At 60.4% G+C, this 16,151-nt stretch carries 13 protein-coding genes; 12 read left to right on the forward strand and 1 reads right to left on the reverse strand.

Going from position 1 to position 16,151, the window contains the following annotated elements; genetic code table 11:
- Nucleotides 1-60 precede the first annotated feature (60 nt).
- The 5 genes from ACTJKV_RS04500 (at nucleotide 61) to xylA (ending at nucleotide 7,231) form a co-directional block, all read left to right on the forward strand.
- The gene (locus ACTJKV_RS04500; protein WP_274102971.1) at nucleotides 61-1,287 is read left to right on the forward strand and encodes an HlyD family secretion protein; all 1,227 of its coding nucleotides are present in this window, start codon (nucleotides 61-63) and stop codon (nucleotides 1,285-1,287) included.
- A 33-nt stretch (nucleotides 1,288-1,320) separates the two neighbouring features.
- Nucleotides 1,321-2,904: a DHA2 family efflux MFS transporter permease subunit gene (locus ACTJKV_RS04505; RefSeq protein WP_062598958.1), complete on the forward strand. Its 1,584-nt coding sequence runs from the start codon at nucleotides 1,321-1,323 to the stop codon at nucleotides 2,902-2,904.
- A gap of 389 nt (nucleotides 2,905-3,293) precedes the next feature.
- Complete coding sequence (locus ACTJKV_RS04510; RefSeq protein ID WP_062426197.1) at nucleotides 3,294-4,316, forward strand: LacI family DNA-binding transcriptional regulator; 1,023 nt, start codon at nucleotides 3,294-3,296, stop codon at nucleotides 4,314-4,316.
- Nucleotides 4,317-4,397: 81 nt separating this feature from the next.
- Nucleotides 4,398-5,852, forward strand: coding sequence for a xylulokinase (xylB, locus tag ACTJKV_RS04515; RefSeq protein ID WP_062426196.1), 1,455 nt, complete (start codon nucleotides 4,398-4,400; stop codon nucleotides 5,850-5,852).
- A 68-nt stretch (nucleotides 5,853-5,920) separates the two neighbouring features.
- A complete protein-coding gene (gene xylA, locus ACTJKV_RS04520) occupies nucleotides 5,921-7,231 on the forward strand; it encodes a xylose isomerase (RefSeq protein ID WP_113176467.1) in 1,311 nt (436 codons plus the stop codon).
- Nucleotides 7,232-7,486: 255 nt separating this feature from the next.
- Here xylA and ACTJKV_RS04525 read toward each other — a convergent pair whose 3' ends face one another.
- Nucleotides 7,487-8,506, reverse strand: a complete 1,020-nt coding sequence (locus tag ACTJKV_RS04525; protein WP_274103304.1) for a GlxA family transcriptional regulator — start codon at nucleotides 8,504-8,506, stop codon at nucleotides 7,487-7,489.
- A gap of 265 nt (nucleotides 8,507-8,771) precedes the next feature.
- On the opposite strand from ACTJKV_RS04525, the gene ACTJKV_RS04530 reads away from it, so the two are divergent.
- The 7 genes from ACTJKV_RS04530 to ACTJKV_RS04560 all read left to right on the forward strand — a co-directional run bounded on the left by ACTJKV_RS04530 (nucleotide 8,772) and on the right by ACTJKV_RS04560 (nucleotide 16,119).
- A complete protein-coding gene (locus ACTJKV_RS04530; RefSeq protein ID WP_337993157.1) occupies nucleotides 8,772-9,608 on the forward strand; it encodes an alpha/beta fold hydrolase in 837 nt (278 codons plus the stop codon).
- A 143-nt stretch (nucleotides 9,609-9,751) separates the two neighbouring features.
- Nucleotides 9,752-10,084 carry a DMT family transporter gene (locus tag ACTJKV_RS04535; protein WP_062427774.1) on the forward strand — a complete coding sequence of 111 codons (333 nt, stop codon included), beginning with the start codon at nucleotides 9,752-9,754 and terminating at the stop codon, nucleotides 10,082-10,084.
- Between the two features lie 142 nt (nucleotides 10,085-10,226).
- Nucleotides 10,227-10,859, forward strand: coding sequence for an NAD(P)H-dependent oxidoreductase (locus tag ACTJKV_RS04540; RefSeq protein WP_274102973.1), 633 nt, complete (start codon nucleotides 10,227-10,229; stop codon nucleotides 10,857-10,859).
- 328 nt (nucleotides 10,860-11,187) lie between these two features.
- On the forward strand, nucleotides 11,188-12,228 hold the full coding sequence (locus ACTJKV_RS04545) for a methionine ABC transporter ATP-binding protein (RefSeq protein ID WP_113180948.1): 1,041 nt from the start codon (nucleotides 11,188-11,190) through the stop codon (nucleotides 12,226-12,228).
- Entirely contained in the window at nucleotides 12,218-12,886 is a 669-nt protein-coding gene (locus ACTJKV_RS04550) for a methionine ABC transporter permease (RefSeq protein WP_113180931.1), read from the forward strand. Before ACTJKV_RS04545 ends, ACTJKV_RS04550 begins: the two co-directional genes overlap by 11 nt.
- Nucleotides 12,887-12,941: 55 nt before the next feature.
- Nucleotides 12,942-13,718, forward strand: coding sequence for a MetQ/NlpA family ABC transporter substrate-binding protein (locus ACTJKV_RS04555; protein ID WP_112520894.1), 777 nt, complete (start codon nucleotides 12,942-12,944; stop codon nucleotides 13,716-13,718).
- A 238-nt stretch (nucleotides 13,719-13,956) separates the two neighbouring features.
- The gene (locus tag ACTJKV_RS04560; RefSeq protein ID WP_274102974.1) at nucleotides 13,957-16,119 is read left to right on the forward strand and encodes a bifunctional diguanylate cyclase/phosphodiesterase; all 2,163 of its coding nucleotides are present in this window, start codon (nucleotides 13,957-13,959) and stop codon (nucleotides 16,117-16,119) included.
- The last annotated feature ends 32 nt before the right edge of the window (nucleotides 16,120-16,151 follow it).

Here is a 16,151-nt window from a genome sequence, read left to right on the forward strand (position 1 = left end):
ATTATGTCAATCGAACCGAACGGTTCAGTTCAATTAATTTCGTATAACCAGGTGTCTACCATGTCGTCTCAAAAGAGTGGCGCTGTCCGGGCGATCAATACGTCGGAAGAAGCAGAAGTCCAGACCGCAGCTCAGGCTGAAGCCCGCACTGAAGAAAACCGTCCGGCAGAGGCCCCCAAGGCCGCAGCGCCCGTGCAGCCGCCGGTGCAGAAGAAGAAGGGCAAGTCCTTCCTTCTGCCGATCTTCGGTATTGCGCTTCTGGCCGGTGCCGCCTGGTATGGCTACGACTACTGGACGACCGGCCGCTTCATGGTGTCGACCGACGACGCCTATGTGCATGGCGATATTGCGGTCATATCTCCCAAGGTATCCGGCTATGTGGCGAAGGTGGATGTCGTCGCCAACCAGCAGGTAAAGGCGGGCGATCCGCTGGTGACGCTGGATGACGGCGATTATCGCCTGGCGCTGGAGCAGGCCGAGGCGCAGCTTGCCACTCAGCAGCTTTCGCTGAACCGCATCGACGCGCAGATCGCAGGCGGCGAGGCGGCTCTTGCCCAGGCCTCTGCCCAGAAGGGCGCGCTCGACGCAGCCCTGCAGGGTGCCGAGATCAACAACAAGCGTGCTACCGAGCTGCAGTCCAAGGATGTCGGCACCGCCGCATCCGCCGACAATGCCCGCATTTCGCTTGAGCAGGCCAAGGCCAATCTTGCTGCCGGTCAGGCGAATGTGGTTGCGGCCGAGGCCAATATCCAGCTCCTGAAGGCGCAGCGCAAAGAGGCCGAAGGCTCGATCAAGCAGCTGGAACTGGCGCGTGACAAGGCAGCCCGCGATCTTTCCTTCACCGTTCTTCGCGCGCCCTATGATGGCGTGATCGGCAATCTTTCGGTGCAGACGGGCGATCTCGTCTCTGCGGGCAAGCGCCTGGCATCGCTCGTGCCGATGAACGAGCTCTATGTCGATGCCAACTTCAAGGAAACGCAGCTCGCACGCGTCGTGCCCGGTTCCAAGGTGAAGGTGCATGTGGATGCGTTCGATGATGACGCCATCGAAGGCACGGTGCAGTCGATCTCGCCGGCATCCGGCTCGGTCTTCTCCATGCTGCCGCCGGAAAACGCCACGGGCAACTTCACCAAGGTGATCCAGCGCGTGCCGGTGCGTGTCGTTCTTTCCAAGGAAGATATCGACAAGCATCACCTGCGTGCGGGCCTGAGCGTCGTCGTCGATGTCGACACGCGCACGGCACCAAAGCCGGCCGACACCCAGGCAGCCCAGAACCAGTCCAAGTAACCGGCAGCCCGGATCAAGGTAGGGACAAGCATTATGGCGGCTACAGCCAGCATGAGCGGCGGCACCACGGCCGCCGTCGATCCGCCGATGGACCGCAGACGCCTGATCGCGTTCTTCGCCATGGTCTTCGGCATGTTCATGTCGATCCTCGACATTCAGATCGTTTCGGCCTCGCTTGCCGAAATCCAGGCCGGCCTCGGTGCCGGTTCGGATGAAATCGCCTGGGTGCAGACATCCTACCTGATTGCGGAAGTCATCATGATTCCGCTGTCTGGGACGCTGGCGCGCATCCTCTCCACACGCGTGCTGTTTGCCACCTGTGCGGCGGGCTTTACGCTCTCCAGTGCGCTTTGCGCGACCGCGACGAATATCGACCAGATGATCGTCTATCGTGCCATTCAGGGCTTTATCGGCGGCGGCATGATCCCGTCGGTCTTTGCCGCGGCCTTTACCATCTTCCCGCCCTCCAAGCGCCCGATCGTGTCGCCGATCATCGGCCTTGTCGCAACGCTTGCGCCCACCATCGGGCCGACGGTTGGCGGTTATCTCTCCAATGCCTTTTCCTGGCACTGGCTGTTCCTCGTCAACATCATTCCCGGCATCATCGTCACCATCGTGACCTGGACGTTCATCGACTTCGACAAGCCGGAGGCCTCGCTGTGGAAGAAGTTCGACTGGTGGGGTCTGATCTCCATGGGCGTCTTCCTCGGTTCGCTGGAATATGTGCTGGAAGAGGGCAACAATAACGACTGGTTCAATGACGAGAATATCGTCATTGCGGCGATTGCCATGACGATCGGTGCGGTGGTGTTCTTCTGGCGGGCCTTCAAGGTGGATTTCCCGGTGGTGGATCTGCGCGCCTTTGCCGACCGAAACTTCTCCATCGGCTCGCTGTTTTCCTTCGTCATGGGTATCGGCCTTTACGGCTTGACCTATCTCTATCCGCTCTATCTGGGGCGCGTGCGCGGCTATGATGCGCTGATGATCGGCGAGACGATGTTCGTTTCGGGTCTGACCATGTTCTTCACCGCACCGATTGCAGGGCGGCTTTCGGCCAAGCTCGATCCGCGGGTGATGATGGCGATCGGTTTCATCAGCTTTGCGGCGGGCACCTGGATCATGACGCATGTGACGGCCGACTGGGATTTCAACGAGCTTCTGATCCCGCAAATCCTGCGCGGTTTCGGCCTCATGATGTGCATGGTGCCGATCAACAACATCGCGCTCGGCACGCTTCCGCCCGCCCGCATCAAGAACGCATCCGGTCTCTTCAACCTCACGCGTAACTTGGGCGGTGCGGTCGGTCTTGCCATCATCAATACCGTGCTCAGCCAGCGCACCGACGACCACTATGTCCGCATTGCCGAGCATGTGAATTACGGCAATCCGGCAGCCCTCGACTGGCTGAACAATGTCGGCGGCAATTACGACTCCTACGGCCTCGACGGCGCGTCGGTGGCGATCAAGAAGCTTGTCGGCGTGGTGTCGCAGCAGGCGTGGATCCTGGCCTTTGCCGATGTGTTCCTGCTTTTGACCTTCCTGTTCACCGGGCTGATCTTCCTGACGGTGCTGATCAAAAAGCCGAAGGCGGCCCCGCCGCCCGATGCCGCCCACTGAGTTTCACCTATCCACCGCAGCGCATGTGGGGTCACCGGAAACGGTGGCCCCTTTTTGTTTGGGTTGGGAGTGTTTTCTTCGGGGACAATGACACGCCTTAGATGTTGTCGCGGGTCTGTCACGACGAGCGTTCCACACTCTGCCGTGATCCTCGGGCTTGACCCGAGGATCCATGGTTCCCAACAGTTTCAATGGCTTGTGGATCCTCGGGTCAAGCACGAGGATGACGCAGAGTGTATGGCGGGCTGCCTGCAACGAACCGAAACACAGCAGAACAAAGAACGCCGACCGCTCAAGCGACCAATCCGTAACCCATTCATGAGGTACGTACATCATTTTCTGATTTACGTACCTCAGAAACTCCTCTATGACGGTGCGCGGGAGGAAACATGAAGCCGACAGTTCACGATATTGCGTCAAAGGCCGGGGTCAGTCTCGCCACCGTCGACCGGGTGATCAACCTGCGTCCGGGCGTGCATCAGCTGACCCGCGCCAAGGTGGAGGCGGCGATTTCCGAGCTTGGCTATGTGCGCGATATCGCAGCCGCCAACCTCGCCAAGGGGCGCAGCTATGCGCTGGTCTTCATTCTTCCCAACAACGACAATTCCTTCATGGCGGGGCTTCGCAACGAGGTGAGGTGTGCGGCCTCGCGCTCCTATGTGGAGCGCACCTCGATCCGCATCATCGAGGTACCGCCCTTCGATGCGGCGGCACTCACCCAGGCGCTGGATGTGGCCCGGCTGGAAAAGCCTTCGGGCGTCGCCTTTGTCGCGATCGATTCCGAGGACGTGGTCGAGGCGACGGATCGTTTGGCTGACAGCGGTATTGCCGTCGTGACGTTGGTGTCGGATCTGACGGGCTCCAAGCGCGACCATTTCGCCGGTGTCGACAATGCCGCGGCAGGCCGCACGGCGGCAAGCCTGATGGGTCGCTTCCTGCCAAGAGAGACGGCAGAGATCGCGGTTCTGGCGGGCTCCATGCTGGTGAAGGATCACCGCGAGCGTCTGACCGGCTTCGAAGGTGTGATCGAGGCGGAGTTTCCGCATCTTTCCATCCGTCCGGTTCTGGAGGGGCGCGACGATGCCGAAAGGGTGGACGCGCTGGTCGCAGACACTCTGCGCGACAATCCGAGGCTTGCCGGGCTCTATAGCCTCGGTGCCGGCAATCGTGGTCTGATCCGGGCGCTGAAGGCCCATGATGGCTTCCGGCCGTGCGTCATTGCCCATGAGCTGAACGACACGACCGCGGCAGCACTTCGCGACGGCGTGCTGGATGCCGTGCTGAACCAGGATGCCGGCCACGAGGTGCGCAGCGCGATCCGCGTGCTGAAAGCCCGCGCCGATGGGCTTACCGTCATCGAGGCGCAGGAGCGTATCCGTATCGACATATTCCTGAGGGACAATCTCCCTTGAGCACTCTTTGTTTGAACCCGTTTCGGGCGCGGCCCGGCTTCAACTGTGCCAGCCCCATCACATCCCATCTTGGAGGACGATATGTATCTCGGTCTTGATCTTGGAACATCCGGCGTCAAGGCGCTGCTGATCGATGGCGATCAGACGGTCATCGGTTCGGCCAATGGCGCGCTGGACATTTCGCGTCCGCATCACGGCTGGTCGGAGCAGGATCCGGCCCACTGGATCAAGGCGACCGAAACGGCGATCGCCGGGCTGAAGGCGAAATTTCCCGCCGAGCTTTCGGCGGTCAAGGGCATCGGTCTTTCCGGCCAGATGCATGGCGCGACGCTGATCGATGCGAGTGGTGACGTTCTTCGCCCCTCGATCCTGTGGAACGATACGCGCTCTTACGCCGAAGCTGCGAAGCTCGATGCGGACCCCCGCTTTCGCCAGATTACCGGCAATATCGTCTTTCCGGGCTTCACCGCGCCGAAGCTCGTCTGGGTGAAGAACAACGAGCCGGAGATTTTTGCCAAGGTCGCTAAGGTGCTGCTGCCGAAGGATTATCTGCGCCTGTGGCTGACGGGCGAGTACATCTCGGAAATGTCGGACTCCGCCGGCACCTCCTGGCTGGATACGGGCGCGCGCAAGTGGTCGTCCGAGCTGCTGGCGGCTACCGATCTGGATGAGAAGCATATGCCGTCTCTGGTGGAGGGCACCGATGAGGCGGGCGTGCTTCGCTCCGAGCTTGCCTCCGCCTGGGGTATTTCCGGCAAGGTCGTCGTGGCCGGTGGCGCTGGCGACAATGCCGCATCCGCCTGCGGCATGGGCACGGTTGCCGAAGGCCATGCCTTTGTGTCTCTCGGCACCTCGGGCGTGCTCTTTGCTGCCAATGCCTCCTATCTGCCGAAGCCGGAGAGCGCGGTTCACGCCTTCTGCCACGCGCTGCCCAACACCTGGCACCAGATGGGCGTGATCCTGTCGGCCACCGATGCGCTCAACTGGTACTCCGGCATTGCCGGCAAATCCGCGTCCGAACTTTCCAGCGAGTTGGGCGACGACCTGCAAGCGCCAACCGGCGTCACCTTCGCGCCCTATCTCTCGGGCGAACGCACCCCGCACAATGACGCGGCCATTCGCGGCTCCTTCATCGGCCTTTCGCATGAAAGCGACCGCAAGGCGCTGACGCAGGCCGTACTTGAAGGCGTGACCTTTGCGATCCGCGACAATCTCGAGGCGCTGAAATCGGCTGGCACCTCGATCTCGCGCGTCACCGCCATCGGCGGCGGATCGCGTTCGCGCTATTGGCTGGCCTCGATTGCCACCTCGCTCGGCGTGCCGGTCGACATTCCGGCGGAAGGCGATTTCGGCGCGGCCTTTGGCGCCGCCCGTCTCGGCCTGATTGCGGCGACGGGGGCTGATCCGGTTGCCGTCTGCACGCAGCCGGAAACGGAAGAAACCATCGAGCCGGTGGCAGCGCTGTCAGGCGCCTATGAAGAGGCTTATGCGCGGTACCGCGCGCTCTATCCGGCGATCAAGCCGCTGTCGCATTAGGCGTAGAAAGGGGGGTGAACCACACCCTTCAACGCCGCTAACCACACACCACCAAGGGAGAAGCAACGATGAGCACTGGATTTTTCGGCGATATCGCCAAGGTCAAATATGAAGGCCCGGACAGCACCAATCCGCTGGCCTTCCGCCACTACAACCCCGATGAGATCGTCGCCGGCAAGCGCATGGAAGACCATCTGCGCTTTGCGGTCGCCTACTGGCATTCCTTTGCCTGGGAGGGCAGCGATCCCTTCGGCGGACGCACCTTCGACCGCCCATGGTTTGGCGATGACATGCAGAAGGCCAAGCTGAAGGCCGATGTGGCGTTCGAAATGTTCAGCCTGCTCGGCGCGCCCTATTACTGCTTCCACGATGCGGATGCGCGTCCGGAAGGCAAGACCTTTGCGGAAAGCACCAAGAACCTCAACGAGATCGTCGACTACCTGCAGAAGAAGCAGGAAGAGACCGGCGTCAAGCTTCTCTGGGGCACGGCGAACCTCTTCTCCAACCGCCGCTTCATGTCCGGCGCCTCCACCAATCCGGATCCGGATGTGTTTGCCTATTCGGCAGCCACCATCAAGACCTGCATGGACGCCACGATGAAGCTCGGCGGCGAGAACTATGTCCTGTGGGGCGGCCGCGAAGGTTACGAGACGCTGCTCAACACCGACCTCTCCAGAGAGTTCGACCAGATGGCGCGCATGCTGCACATGGTCGTGGAATACAAGTACAAGATCGGCTTCAAGGGCACGATCCTGGTCGAGCCGAAGCCGCAGGAGCCGACCAAGCACCAGTATGATTACGACGTCGCGACCGTCTATGGCTTCCTGAAGAAGTATGGCCTCGAAAACGAAGTGAAGATGAATATCGAGCAGGGCCACGCGATCCTTGCCGGCCACACTTTCGAGCATGAGCTGGCGCTTGCAAACACGCTCGGCATCTTCGGCTCCATCGATATGAACCGCAACGACTACCAGTCCGGTTGGGATACCGACCAGTTCCCCAACAACGTCCCGGAGATGGCGCTGGCCTATTACCAGGTCCTGCAGGCCGGCGGCTTCACCACCGGCGGCACCAACTTCGACTCCAAGCTGCGTCGCCAGTCGCTCGATCCGGAAGATCTGCTGATCGGCCATATCGGCGGCATGGATTGCTGCGCGCGTGGCCTGAAGGCTGCGGCGAAGATGGTGGAAGACGGCGCGCTCTCCAAGCCGCTTGCTGAGCGCTACGCCAAGTGGGACCAGCCGGAAGCCCAGAAGATGCTGCGCGGCGAAATGAAGCTGGACGAGATTGCGGCCAAGGTGGAGCGGGAAAACATCAACCCCGAGCCGAAATCCGGCCGCCAGGAATATCTCGAAAACGTTGTCAACCGCTACGTCTGAGGCGTTGTGCCGGTGAGAGCCGGCTGTTGCGATTGTTTCACCCCGGACGTGCGTTCGGGGTGAAGCCGTTGATGCGCTTTCTCCTCCTCATTCCTGTGCTTGTCACAGGAATCCAGCCGACGCGCGTCTGCGCGGCGAAAAGAGGCCCTTCCAGACCAAAGACTTGGTCTGACTGGATTCCTGTGACAAGCACAGGAATGAGGGTCGATTCTTCAGACCAACTCTTCCGCACGCGCCTCCAATAGCGCGAGGATCTCAAACCCGCACATCCCCCCGATAGACATTCGGCGTCGTCCCCGTCAGCCGTCCGAAAATCTTGCGAAAGGCGGCGGGGTCGGTGTAGCCGACGGACCAGGCGATGGATTCGATGGAGCCGTTGGTGGTTTCGAGCAGTTGCCGCGCCTTCATGATGCGGACATTCTGGTGATACTCGGTGAGCTTCAGTTTCGTGGCGCGGAAGAAGCGGCGTTGCAGGGTGCGCTCCGAGAGGTTCACGCCGTCTGCCAGTTCGCCAACGCTCTTTTGCAATTCCGGGGTGGCGTGGAACTGGTGCTGGATCTGCAGCACCTCGCGATCGCCATGGTCGAAGCGTGGCAGGAAGGCCTTGTAGCGAGCCTGGCTGGCGCGCGGCGGATCGACGATGAGAAAGCGGGCGGTCTCCAGCATCACCGTCTGGCCGAGAAGTTTTTCGACGAGCAGCAGGCCGAGATCGGCCCAGGCGAGAATGCCGCCTGCGGTGATCACGTCGCCGTCGTCGATGATCATGTTGTCGGGCGCTACATCGATGCCGGGAAAGCGCTCTGACAGCCTGTCGGCAAAGGCCCAGTGGGTGGTGGCGCGGCGTCCATTGATGAGGCCGGTTCCGGCCAGCACAAAAGCGCCGGCACAGACCGAGCAGACCGTCACGCCTTCGGCATGTTGCGCTGACAGCCACTGCGAGGCGGGCGTCATGCTCTGCATCTTCTCCGGCATGACGATGCTGGGCGGCGCGATGACGTAGCGCAGCGCATGGGGCTCGCCCGGATGCGAGTCCCAGATGCACGAGACCGTGTCGCTTTCCATCTTCCAATGGCTGATGCGGATGCCGGTTTCACCCGCGCGACCTTCCAGCGCCATCGCCCAGCTGGAGGCGAGGCTGAAGAGATCGGTCAGCCCGTAGATCGCAGCCAGCTGACAGTCGGGATAGATGAGTAGCGCAATTTCGATAGTGCTGATATTCGTATCGACGGTCTTCGGGACGTCCGTCTCGACACCTTTTTCCAGCATTTGCACCATTGTCACTTTTGCCTTCTATAAAGTCGTTTGCGCCACGTGTTTTGTGTAGAGCAAGGCGCTAGCTTGTTCAAGTCAACAGCAACCAGACAGGCACCGACAGGAGAGCGCGATGACGGAACCAGGGACAACCAATGACGCCAACCGCTTTTTCGTGTCGAGGCGCAGTGTCTTGATCGGAGGTGCCGCCCTTGCAGGCGCCGCACTCTCGCCACTCGATTTTTCATCCGCCTCTGCAGCAACCAATTCAGCACAAGGAGATATCAACATGGGTTACGTTACCACCAAAGACGGCGTGCAGATCTTCTACAAGGACTGGGGTCCAAAGGACGCGCAGCCGGTTGTCTTCCACCACGGCTGGCCGCTGTCTTCCGACGACTGGGACGCGCAGATGCTGTTCTTTCTTGCCAACGGCTACCGCGTCGTTGCCCATGACCGCCGTGGACATGGCCGCTCGGAGCAGGTGTCCGAAGGTCACGACATGGACCATTACGCCGCCGACGCCTTTGCCGTAGTCGAGGCGCTGGACCTGAAGAATGCCATCCATATCGGCCACTCCACCGGCGGTGGCGAAGTTGCCCGCTATGTGGCCAAGCATGGCGAACCGGCAGGGCGCGTTGCCAAGGCGGTTCTGGTCTCCGCCGTTCCGCCGCTGATGCTGAAGACCGAGGCCAATCCGGAAGGTCTGCCGATCGAAGTCTTCGACGGTTTCCGTTCCGCACTTGCCGCCAACCGCGCACAGTTCTTCCGTGATGTTCCGGCTGGCCCCTTCTATGGCTTCAATCGCGATGGTGCGACGGTGTATGAAGGCGTGATCCAGAATTGGTGGCGTCAGGGCATGATGGGCGGCGCGAAGGCCCATTACGATGGCATCAAGGCGTTTTCCGAAACCGACCAAACGGACGACCTGAAGGCGATTGGCGTTCCGACGCTGGTGCTGCATGGCGAAGACGACCAGATCGTTCCGATCGCAGACTCCGCTCAGAAGTCGATCAAGCTTCTGAAGAATGGTGAGTTGAAGACCTATCCGGGCTTCTCCCACGGCATGCTGACGGTAAACGCCGACGTGCTGAACGCCGATCTTCTGGCCTTCGCCAAGAAGTAAAAACCTAAACGAAGGGCCGCTGGCGGGGCAAATGCTCTGCCAGCGGCCCTTCGTCGTTTTAACGTTGGCGCATCACGAAACTGTGATGGTGACGAGCGCTGCAATTTCTGATGTTTAGCAGTCTCTTCCATTGGAGATTGCCCATGCCCGCATATGCCATTCTCGCCCTTGCTGTGATCAGCGAAGTCGTCGCGACCATGTCGCTCAAGGCATCGAAAGGGTTCACCGTCCTCGTCCCCTCCATCGCCGTCGTCATCGGCTATGGCGCTGCCTTCTTCTTCCTGTCGATGATCCTCGATCGCATTCCGGTGGGTGTGGCTTACGCCATCTGGGCCGGTGGCGGGATCCTCTTGACGGCGACACTTGGATGGTTCGTCTTCGGCCAGCGCGTAGATTTCTGGGGCTTTGTCGGCATGGCATTCATCCTCGCCGGTGTGCTCATCCTCAATCTGCTGTCGAAATCATCCGTGCATTGAGCGGCCACAAACGCTTGTAAATTCGCATGGTTACATTTCTGTGCCTTCTTGTGTGCGGCGCAACAGACCCTATCTGTATCTGCGTTTCAAAGGGCTTCAGACCGCGCATTGACGCGCATGGCTGGCCCGCCAAGGAGTTTCTATGCTGATCGATAAACTGAACTGGCGTTATGCCACGAAGAAGATGGACCCTGCCAAGGCTGTGTCCGAGGACAAGGTGGACCGCATCATCGAGGCGGCGCGTCTGGCTCCGACGTCAAGCGGCCTTCAGCCCTTCGAAATCATCGTCGTCACCAATCCTGAGGTTCGTGCCAAGATCCAGGAGATCGCCTGGAACCAGGCACAGATCACCGATGGTTCGCATCTCCTGGTGTTCGCCGCCTGGGACAATTACACCCCAGAGCGCATCAACCACATGTTTGACCTGACGAACGAAGAACGCGGCTTCAAGAACGAGGGCTGGGAAAAGTACCGCCAGTTCCTGCTTGGCATGTACCCGGATCGTGATCCGAAAGAAAACTTCGAGCACGCCGCCCGCCAGGCCTATATCGCCTTCGGCATGGCTGTGGCTCAAGCCGCCTTCGAAGGTGTGGATGCAACGCCGATGGAAGGTTTCGAGCCTGCCAAGCTGGACGATATTCTCGGCCTTCGCGAGAAGGGCCTGCGTTCGGTGACGATCCTGCCGCTCGGCTATCGTCAGGAAGAGGGCGACTGGCTGGCCAATCTGAAGAAGATCCGCCGCCCGCTGGATCAGTTCGTTACCAAGGTCGAGTGACGACAACCGTCGCTCTTCGGGCAGATTTTTCCGTCATTCGCGGATAATTGAAATATCCTGCCTATAAATCGGTATCGCATACGGGCATGTATGCGATACACAGATGGCCGAAACGTCCTAGCAACGGCGTGAAAGCCATCGTCTTCAGAAAGTCGACCATGCTCTCAGATGTCTTTCATTGTCGAATGTGCCGGATGGCGGCATGAACGGTTGTGGCCTGACGGGCCATCCGCCGGAATGAAGAGACAATTTCCTCAAGAGCAATGGCATGAATTCCGATATCAGTAAGGGCGCAGAGCGTCCGATCCCGACCTCGACAGCCGACCCGATGGTGGCCTTCGAGGCAGTGACGAAAACCTTTGGCGGCAATGGCAAAGAGCCGGCCTTCACCGCGCTTGCCGGCGTGGATTTCGTTGTCCCACGCGGCGGCATATCCGGCATCATCGGCCGCTCGGGTGCCGGCAAATCCACCATGATCCGGCTCGTCAACGGGCTGGAGCGGCCGACATCCGGCAAGGTGGTGGTGGATGGCGTCGATGTCGGCGCGCTCGACGAGGGCGGCCTGCGCTCGCTTCGCCGCTCCGTCGGCATGATCTTTCAGCACTTCAATTTGCTGTCGTCGCGCACCGCTTACGACAATGTGGCGCTGCCGCTCGAAATCTCCGGTGTCTCCAAGGACGATATCAAGCGCAAGGTCGGGCCGCTGCTCGATCTCGTCGGTCTTGGCGACAAGGCCAAGCGCTATCCGGCAGAACTCTCCGGCGGCCAGAAGCAGCGTGTCGGCATTGCCCGTGCGCTTGCCACCGAGCCGAAGCTGCTGCTTTCCGACGAGGCGACGTCTGCGCTCGACCCGGAAACGACGCAATCGATCTTGGAACTGTTGAAGCGCATCAATGCCGAGCTTGGCCTGACCGTGCTTCTCATCACCCATGAGATGGAGGTGGTGAAGACCATCGCCTCGCAGGTTGCCGTCATCGACAAGGGCCTGATCGTCGAGCAGGGCTCCACCTTCGATATCTTTACCCATCCGCACCACGAAACGACGCGCAGCCTGTTGTCGTCTGCCGTCGGCGTCAAGCTGCCGCATTGGGTGACGTCTGGCTTGAAGAGCGAGCCGGCTGCCGGCGACCGTATTCTGGTGCGTCTCGTCTTCTTCGGCGATACGGCGTTCCAGCCTTTGACCGCACGTCTCGTCGCCGAGATCGGCCCAGATGTGAATATTCTGGCGGGCACCATCGAGGAAATTGCCGGTGCGCCCTTCGGTTCGCTGGTCGTCTCCTATCCGGCAACGCCGGAGGTGCTGGCGCGGGCGAAACGCGTCTATGACGAAACGGGTCTGACGACGGAGGTGCTTGGCTATGTCGCCTGATATGCTGTTCAACATTCTCCTCAAGGGGCTTATCCAGACGCTGCATATGGTGGCGGTCTCCGGCATCGTCGGTTCCGTGCTTGGCCTGCCGATCGGCATCTTCCTTGCCACCAGTGGCAAGGGCGAGCTGTTCGAGGCACCGGTGACGAACCGCATTATCGGCTTCATCGTCAACGCCGCGCGCTCCACGCCCTTTATCATTCTTGTGGTGGCGATCATTCCCTTCACTCGTCTTGTTGCCGGAACCTCGATCGGCACAAATGCGGCCATCGTGCCGCTGACGGTGGCGACCGTTCCCTTCATTGCAAGGCTGGTGGAAGCGGCGATCCGCGAGGTGGACAAGGGGCTGATCGAGGCCGCGCGCGCCATGGGCGCGACACCGCTTCAGATCGTCACCAAGGTGCTTCTGGCCGAAGCCAAGCCCGGCATCACGCTGGCGCTCACACTCACGCTCGTCAGCCTCATCGGCTATTCGGCGATGGTTGGTGCCGTCGGCGGCGGTGGGCTGGGAGACCTCGGCATTCGCTATGGCTATCAGCGCTTCATGCCGGATGTGATGCTGGCGGTGGTCATCGTCCTCATCGTGCTGGTGCAACTGGTGCAGAGCGCCGGTGACGCGCTGGCCCGCAGCTTCGACAAGCGCAATCGCAAGAATTGAATTCAACTGCGCGGTTTTTCCCGCGCGCAGAGATAACAACGTCAAGGAGACACCCATGAAAAAGCTCATTATCGCTGCTTCTCTCGCAGCCCTCTTTGCCGGCAGCGCGCTGGCTGAAACCATCAAGGTCGGCGTGACCCCTGCCGAACATGCGCAGATCATGGAGCAGGTGAAGAAGGTTGCCGCGACCAAGGGCCTCGATATCGAAATCCTCGATTTCTCCGATTACGTCGTGCCGAACCAGGCGCTGGCCGATGGCGAGCTGCAGGCCAACTCCTTCCAGCACCAGCCTTATCTCGACAACCAGATTGCCGACCGCAAGTTCGATATCGTCAGCGTCGGCACCACCATCACCACGCCAATGGGTGTCTACTCCAAGAAGGTGAAGAGCCTGGACGAGCTGAAGGATGGCGCAACCGTCGGCATTCCGAACGACCCCACCAATGGTGGCCGCGCGCTTCTGGTGCTGGCCTCCAAGGGCGTGCTGAAGGTGAACGAGGCTGTCGGCCTCAAGGTCACGCCAGCCGACATCACCGAGAACCCGAAGAACATCCAGATCGTCGAACTCGACGCCGCACAACTGCCGCGTTCGCTGGATGATACCGATGCGTCGGTGATCAACACCAATTATGCAACCGCGGCCGGCCTCAACCCGAAGAAGGATGCAATCGCCATTGAAAGCGAAAAGTCTCCCTATGCGAATGTGATCGCGGTTCGCACGGAAGACAAGGACAAGCCCTGGGTAAAGACGCTGGTTGAATCCTATCACAGCCCGGAAGTGAAAAACTTCATCCTCGAGAAGTATAACGGCACCGTTATCCCTTCCTGGTAACAGGCTGTGCGGTTTTGCAATCTATAGATTGTAAATGGCGCGGTCGGTCTTGCGGCTGCGTGTATAACTTTCGCCTCTTCCGCAATTGCGGGAGGGGCTTTTTCTTGCAAAAGTGGCAGAATTGTACGTTTCGTACAAAATTACCGCGTGTGTTTTTAATCTCTTCTGAATGTTTCCCCGGCACGATAGCGCTTGATAAGGGCAAGTTGCATTGAGTGTGGGGCAAGGCAGAATGAGGATGATCGGTAGGAGATCTGCGGTCGCAGGTGTTCTTTTTGCCTTTGCGCTCATTGTCACCCTGATCACCGCGCTCGTTCTCTCGGCGCTGACCAATGTGACCCAGATGGCCAACCGGCTGGATGAGGAGCGTTCTCTCCAGACTGCGCGCGGCGCGCTTTCCACCTTCCAGCATCAGCTGGGCGCGACACTGAATGACTACGCCGCCTGGGACGATGCCGCCCGTTTCGTCTATGCCGAAGATGGTGCCGGCTGGATCATCAGCAATTACGGCGACATGACCGTCAATAGCGAGCTCTTCGATACCGCCGTCGTTCTGGACGATCAGGAGGGCGTGCTGCTGGCCTATCAGAATGGCGCACCGGCACCCTGGAGCGTCGGCTCCTATTTCGGTGGTTCCATATCCGAAATGATCAACCGCATCCGCAATGCCGGACCGGAGGCCACCCCGGAAACGACCGGCTTCATCCGCACGCGTGACGGCATTGCCGCCGCGGGCGTGGCGCTGGTGCGCAAGAAATCCGGCGAGCTCGACCCCTCGCTTGGCAAGCGCTATCTGGTGTTCGTTCGCCATCTGACCGATGACAAGGTCGCCAAGCTCGGCCAGACCTATCTGGTCAATGGGCTGTCGCTCGAACCCGGCCTTGCAGCCACACCCTATTATGTCGATATCGTTGATCCGCATGGCGATATTCTTGGCAAGCTGACCTGGACCTCCACCATGCCGGGCGATGTCAGCCTCAACGAGGTGCGCCCGCGGGTGCTGACCGCCTTTTCCATTGTCGGCGTCTTTTTCCTGGTGCTCTTCATCTTCGGCCTTGCCGTCATCCGCAAGCTCAGACGTGAGGAAGCGGTCATGCGCGAAGAGCTTCTGGTCGATCGCTTGAGCGGGCTGCATAATCGTCCCGGCCTGTTTCGTGGCCTGAAGCGCATGACGGAAGCGGCGAACGCGGACGGCTCCTATGTGGAACTCATCTATCTTGATCTCGATGGCTTCAAGGATGTGAACGATTCCTTCGGCCACGAGGTGGGAGATCTGCTGATCAAGGCGGTGGCCGCGGCCCTCAAGGTTCTTGCGCCGAAGGGCGCCCTGCTGGCGCGCCTTGGCGGCGACGAATTCGCAATAGCGCTGCAGGGTCCGAACGCCCGCATTGAGGGGCGCATGTTCTGCGACGCACTGCTGGAGCTCGTCTCCGAACCCTTCATGCTGGGTGACCGCGTTGCCGCAATCGGCTGCAGCATCGGCACGGCCGTCTCCAAGGGTGGCGATATCAATGGCGAGGAACTGCTGCGGCGGGCGGATATGGCCATGTATGAGGCGAAGGAAGGGGGCGGCGGCCGCTACTTCGCCTATCAGGCCGATCTCGACGCGCGCCGTGAAGAGCGCAAGCAGCTGGAAGCCGATCTGAAATACGGCATCGACAACAACGAAATCCGCGTCGCCTTCCAGCCAGTCGTTTCTACGTTGAGCCGCCGTATCATCGGAGTGGAAGCGCTTGCCCGCTGGAACCGCCCAGGCTATGGCCCGGTTTCGCCGGATGTCTTCATTGCAGCGGCGGAATCAGGCGGGCTGATCGACAAGCTCGGCATGCAGGTCATGCGCACGGCGCTCAAGGAAGCGGCCGCATGGCCGGAGCTGAAGATCGCCATCAACATCTCGCCTGTCCAGTTCCGCAACCCAGCCTTCGCCGGACATGTGGTGCAGGTGCTGGACGAAACCGGCATTGCCCCGGAGCGGGTGATGCTGGAAATGACCGAAGGCTACTTCATTCATCATCCAGAGCGCGCCCAGGCCGTCATTGAAAAGCTGCAGCAGATCGGGCTCAGCATCGCGCTTGACGATTTCGGCTCGGGCTTTGCCAGCACCGGCTATCTGCGTCGCTTCGGTTTCGATCGGATGAAGATCGACAAGTCGCTGGTCGTGGCGCTGGAAGAGGGCGGCCGTTCACTCGAAATGCTCACCGCCACCGTGGCTCTCGCCCGCTCGCTTGGCATTCCGGTGACGGCAGAGGGTATCGAAACCGAGGACCAGGCCGTCATCCTGCAGATCTGCGGCTGCGACGAACTGCAGGGCTATCTCTTCTCCAAGCCGCTACCTGCCGCAGGCATTCACGAGTTGCTGGCGCAGCAAGATGCGCCGATGGAGCAGTTGAAGGCTTCGTAATCGAAAGCACAATGCGTCGATTCAAAAAGCAT

Origin of the sequence: Agrobacterium sp. 22117, from assembly GCF_052045735.1 — a bacterium.
Taxonomy (GTDB): domain Bacteria; phylum Pseudomonadota; class Alphaproteobacteria; order Rhizobiales; family Rhizobiaceae; genus Agrobacterium; species Agrobacterium cavarae.

What these genes read in the sequence shown, in the direction of transcription:
- xylA (WP_113176467.1), top strand. Translation starts at nt 5,921, where the DNA reads ATGAGCACTGGATTTTTCGGCGATATCGCCAAGGTCAAATATGAAGGC.
- ACTJKV_RS04505 (WP_062598958.1), top strand. Translation starts at nt 1,321, where the DNA reads ATGGCGGCTACAGCCAGCATGAGCGGCGGCACCACGGCCGCCGTCGAT.
- ACTJKV_RS04525 (WP_274103304.1), bottom strand. Translation starts at nt 8,506, where the DNA reads ATGGTGCAAATGCTGGAAAAAGGTGTCGAGACGGACGTCCCGAAGACC.
- ACTJKV_RS04545 (WP_113180948.1), top strand. Translation starts at nt 11,188, where the DNA reads ATGGTGGCCTTCGAGGCAGTGACGAAAACCTTTGGCGGCAATGGCAAA.
- ACTJKV_RS04555 (WP_112520894.1), top strand. Translation starts at nt 12,942, where the DNA reads ATGAAAAAGCTCATTATCGCTGCTTCTCTCGCAGCCCTCTTTGCCGGC.
- ACTJKV_RS04560 (WP_274102974.1), top strand. Translation starts at nt 13,957, where the DNA reads ATGATCGGTAGGAGATCTGCGGTCGCAGGTGTTCTTTTTGCCTTTGCG.
- xylB (WP_062426196.1), top strand. Translation starts at nt 4,398, where the DNA reads ATGTATCTCGGTCTTGATCTTGGAACATCCGGCGTCAAGGCGCTGCTG.
- ACTJKV_RS04540 (WP_274102973.1), top strand. Translation starts at nt 10,227, where the DNA reads ATGCTGATCGATAAACTGAACTGGCGTTATGCCACGAAGAAGATGGAC.
- ACTJKV_RS04510 (WP_062426197.1), top strand. Translation starts at nt 3,294, where the DNA reads ATGAAGCCGACAGTTCACGATATTGCGTCAAAGGCCGGGGTCAGTCTC.
- ACTJKV_RS04530 (WP_337993157.1), top strand. Translation starts at nt 8,772, where the DNA reads ATGGGTTACGTTACCACCAAAGACGGCGTGCAGATCTTCTACAAGGAC.
- ACTJKV_RS04550 (WP_113180931.1), top strand. Translation starts at nt 12,218, where the DNA reads ATGTCGCCTGATATGCTGTTCAACATTCTCCTCAAGGGGCTTATCCAG.
- ACTJKV_RS04500 (WP_274102971.1), top strand. Translation starts at nt 61, where the DNA reads ATGTCGTCTCAAAAGAGTGGCGCTGTCCGGGCGATCAATACGTCGGAA.
- ACTJKV_RS04535 (WP_062427774.1), top strand. Translation starts at nt 9,752, where the DNA reads ATGCCCGCATATGCCATTCTCGCCCTTGCTGTGATCAGCGAAGTCGTC.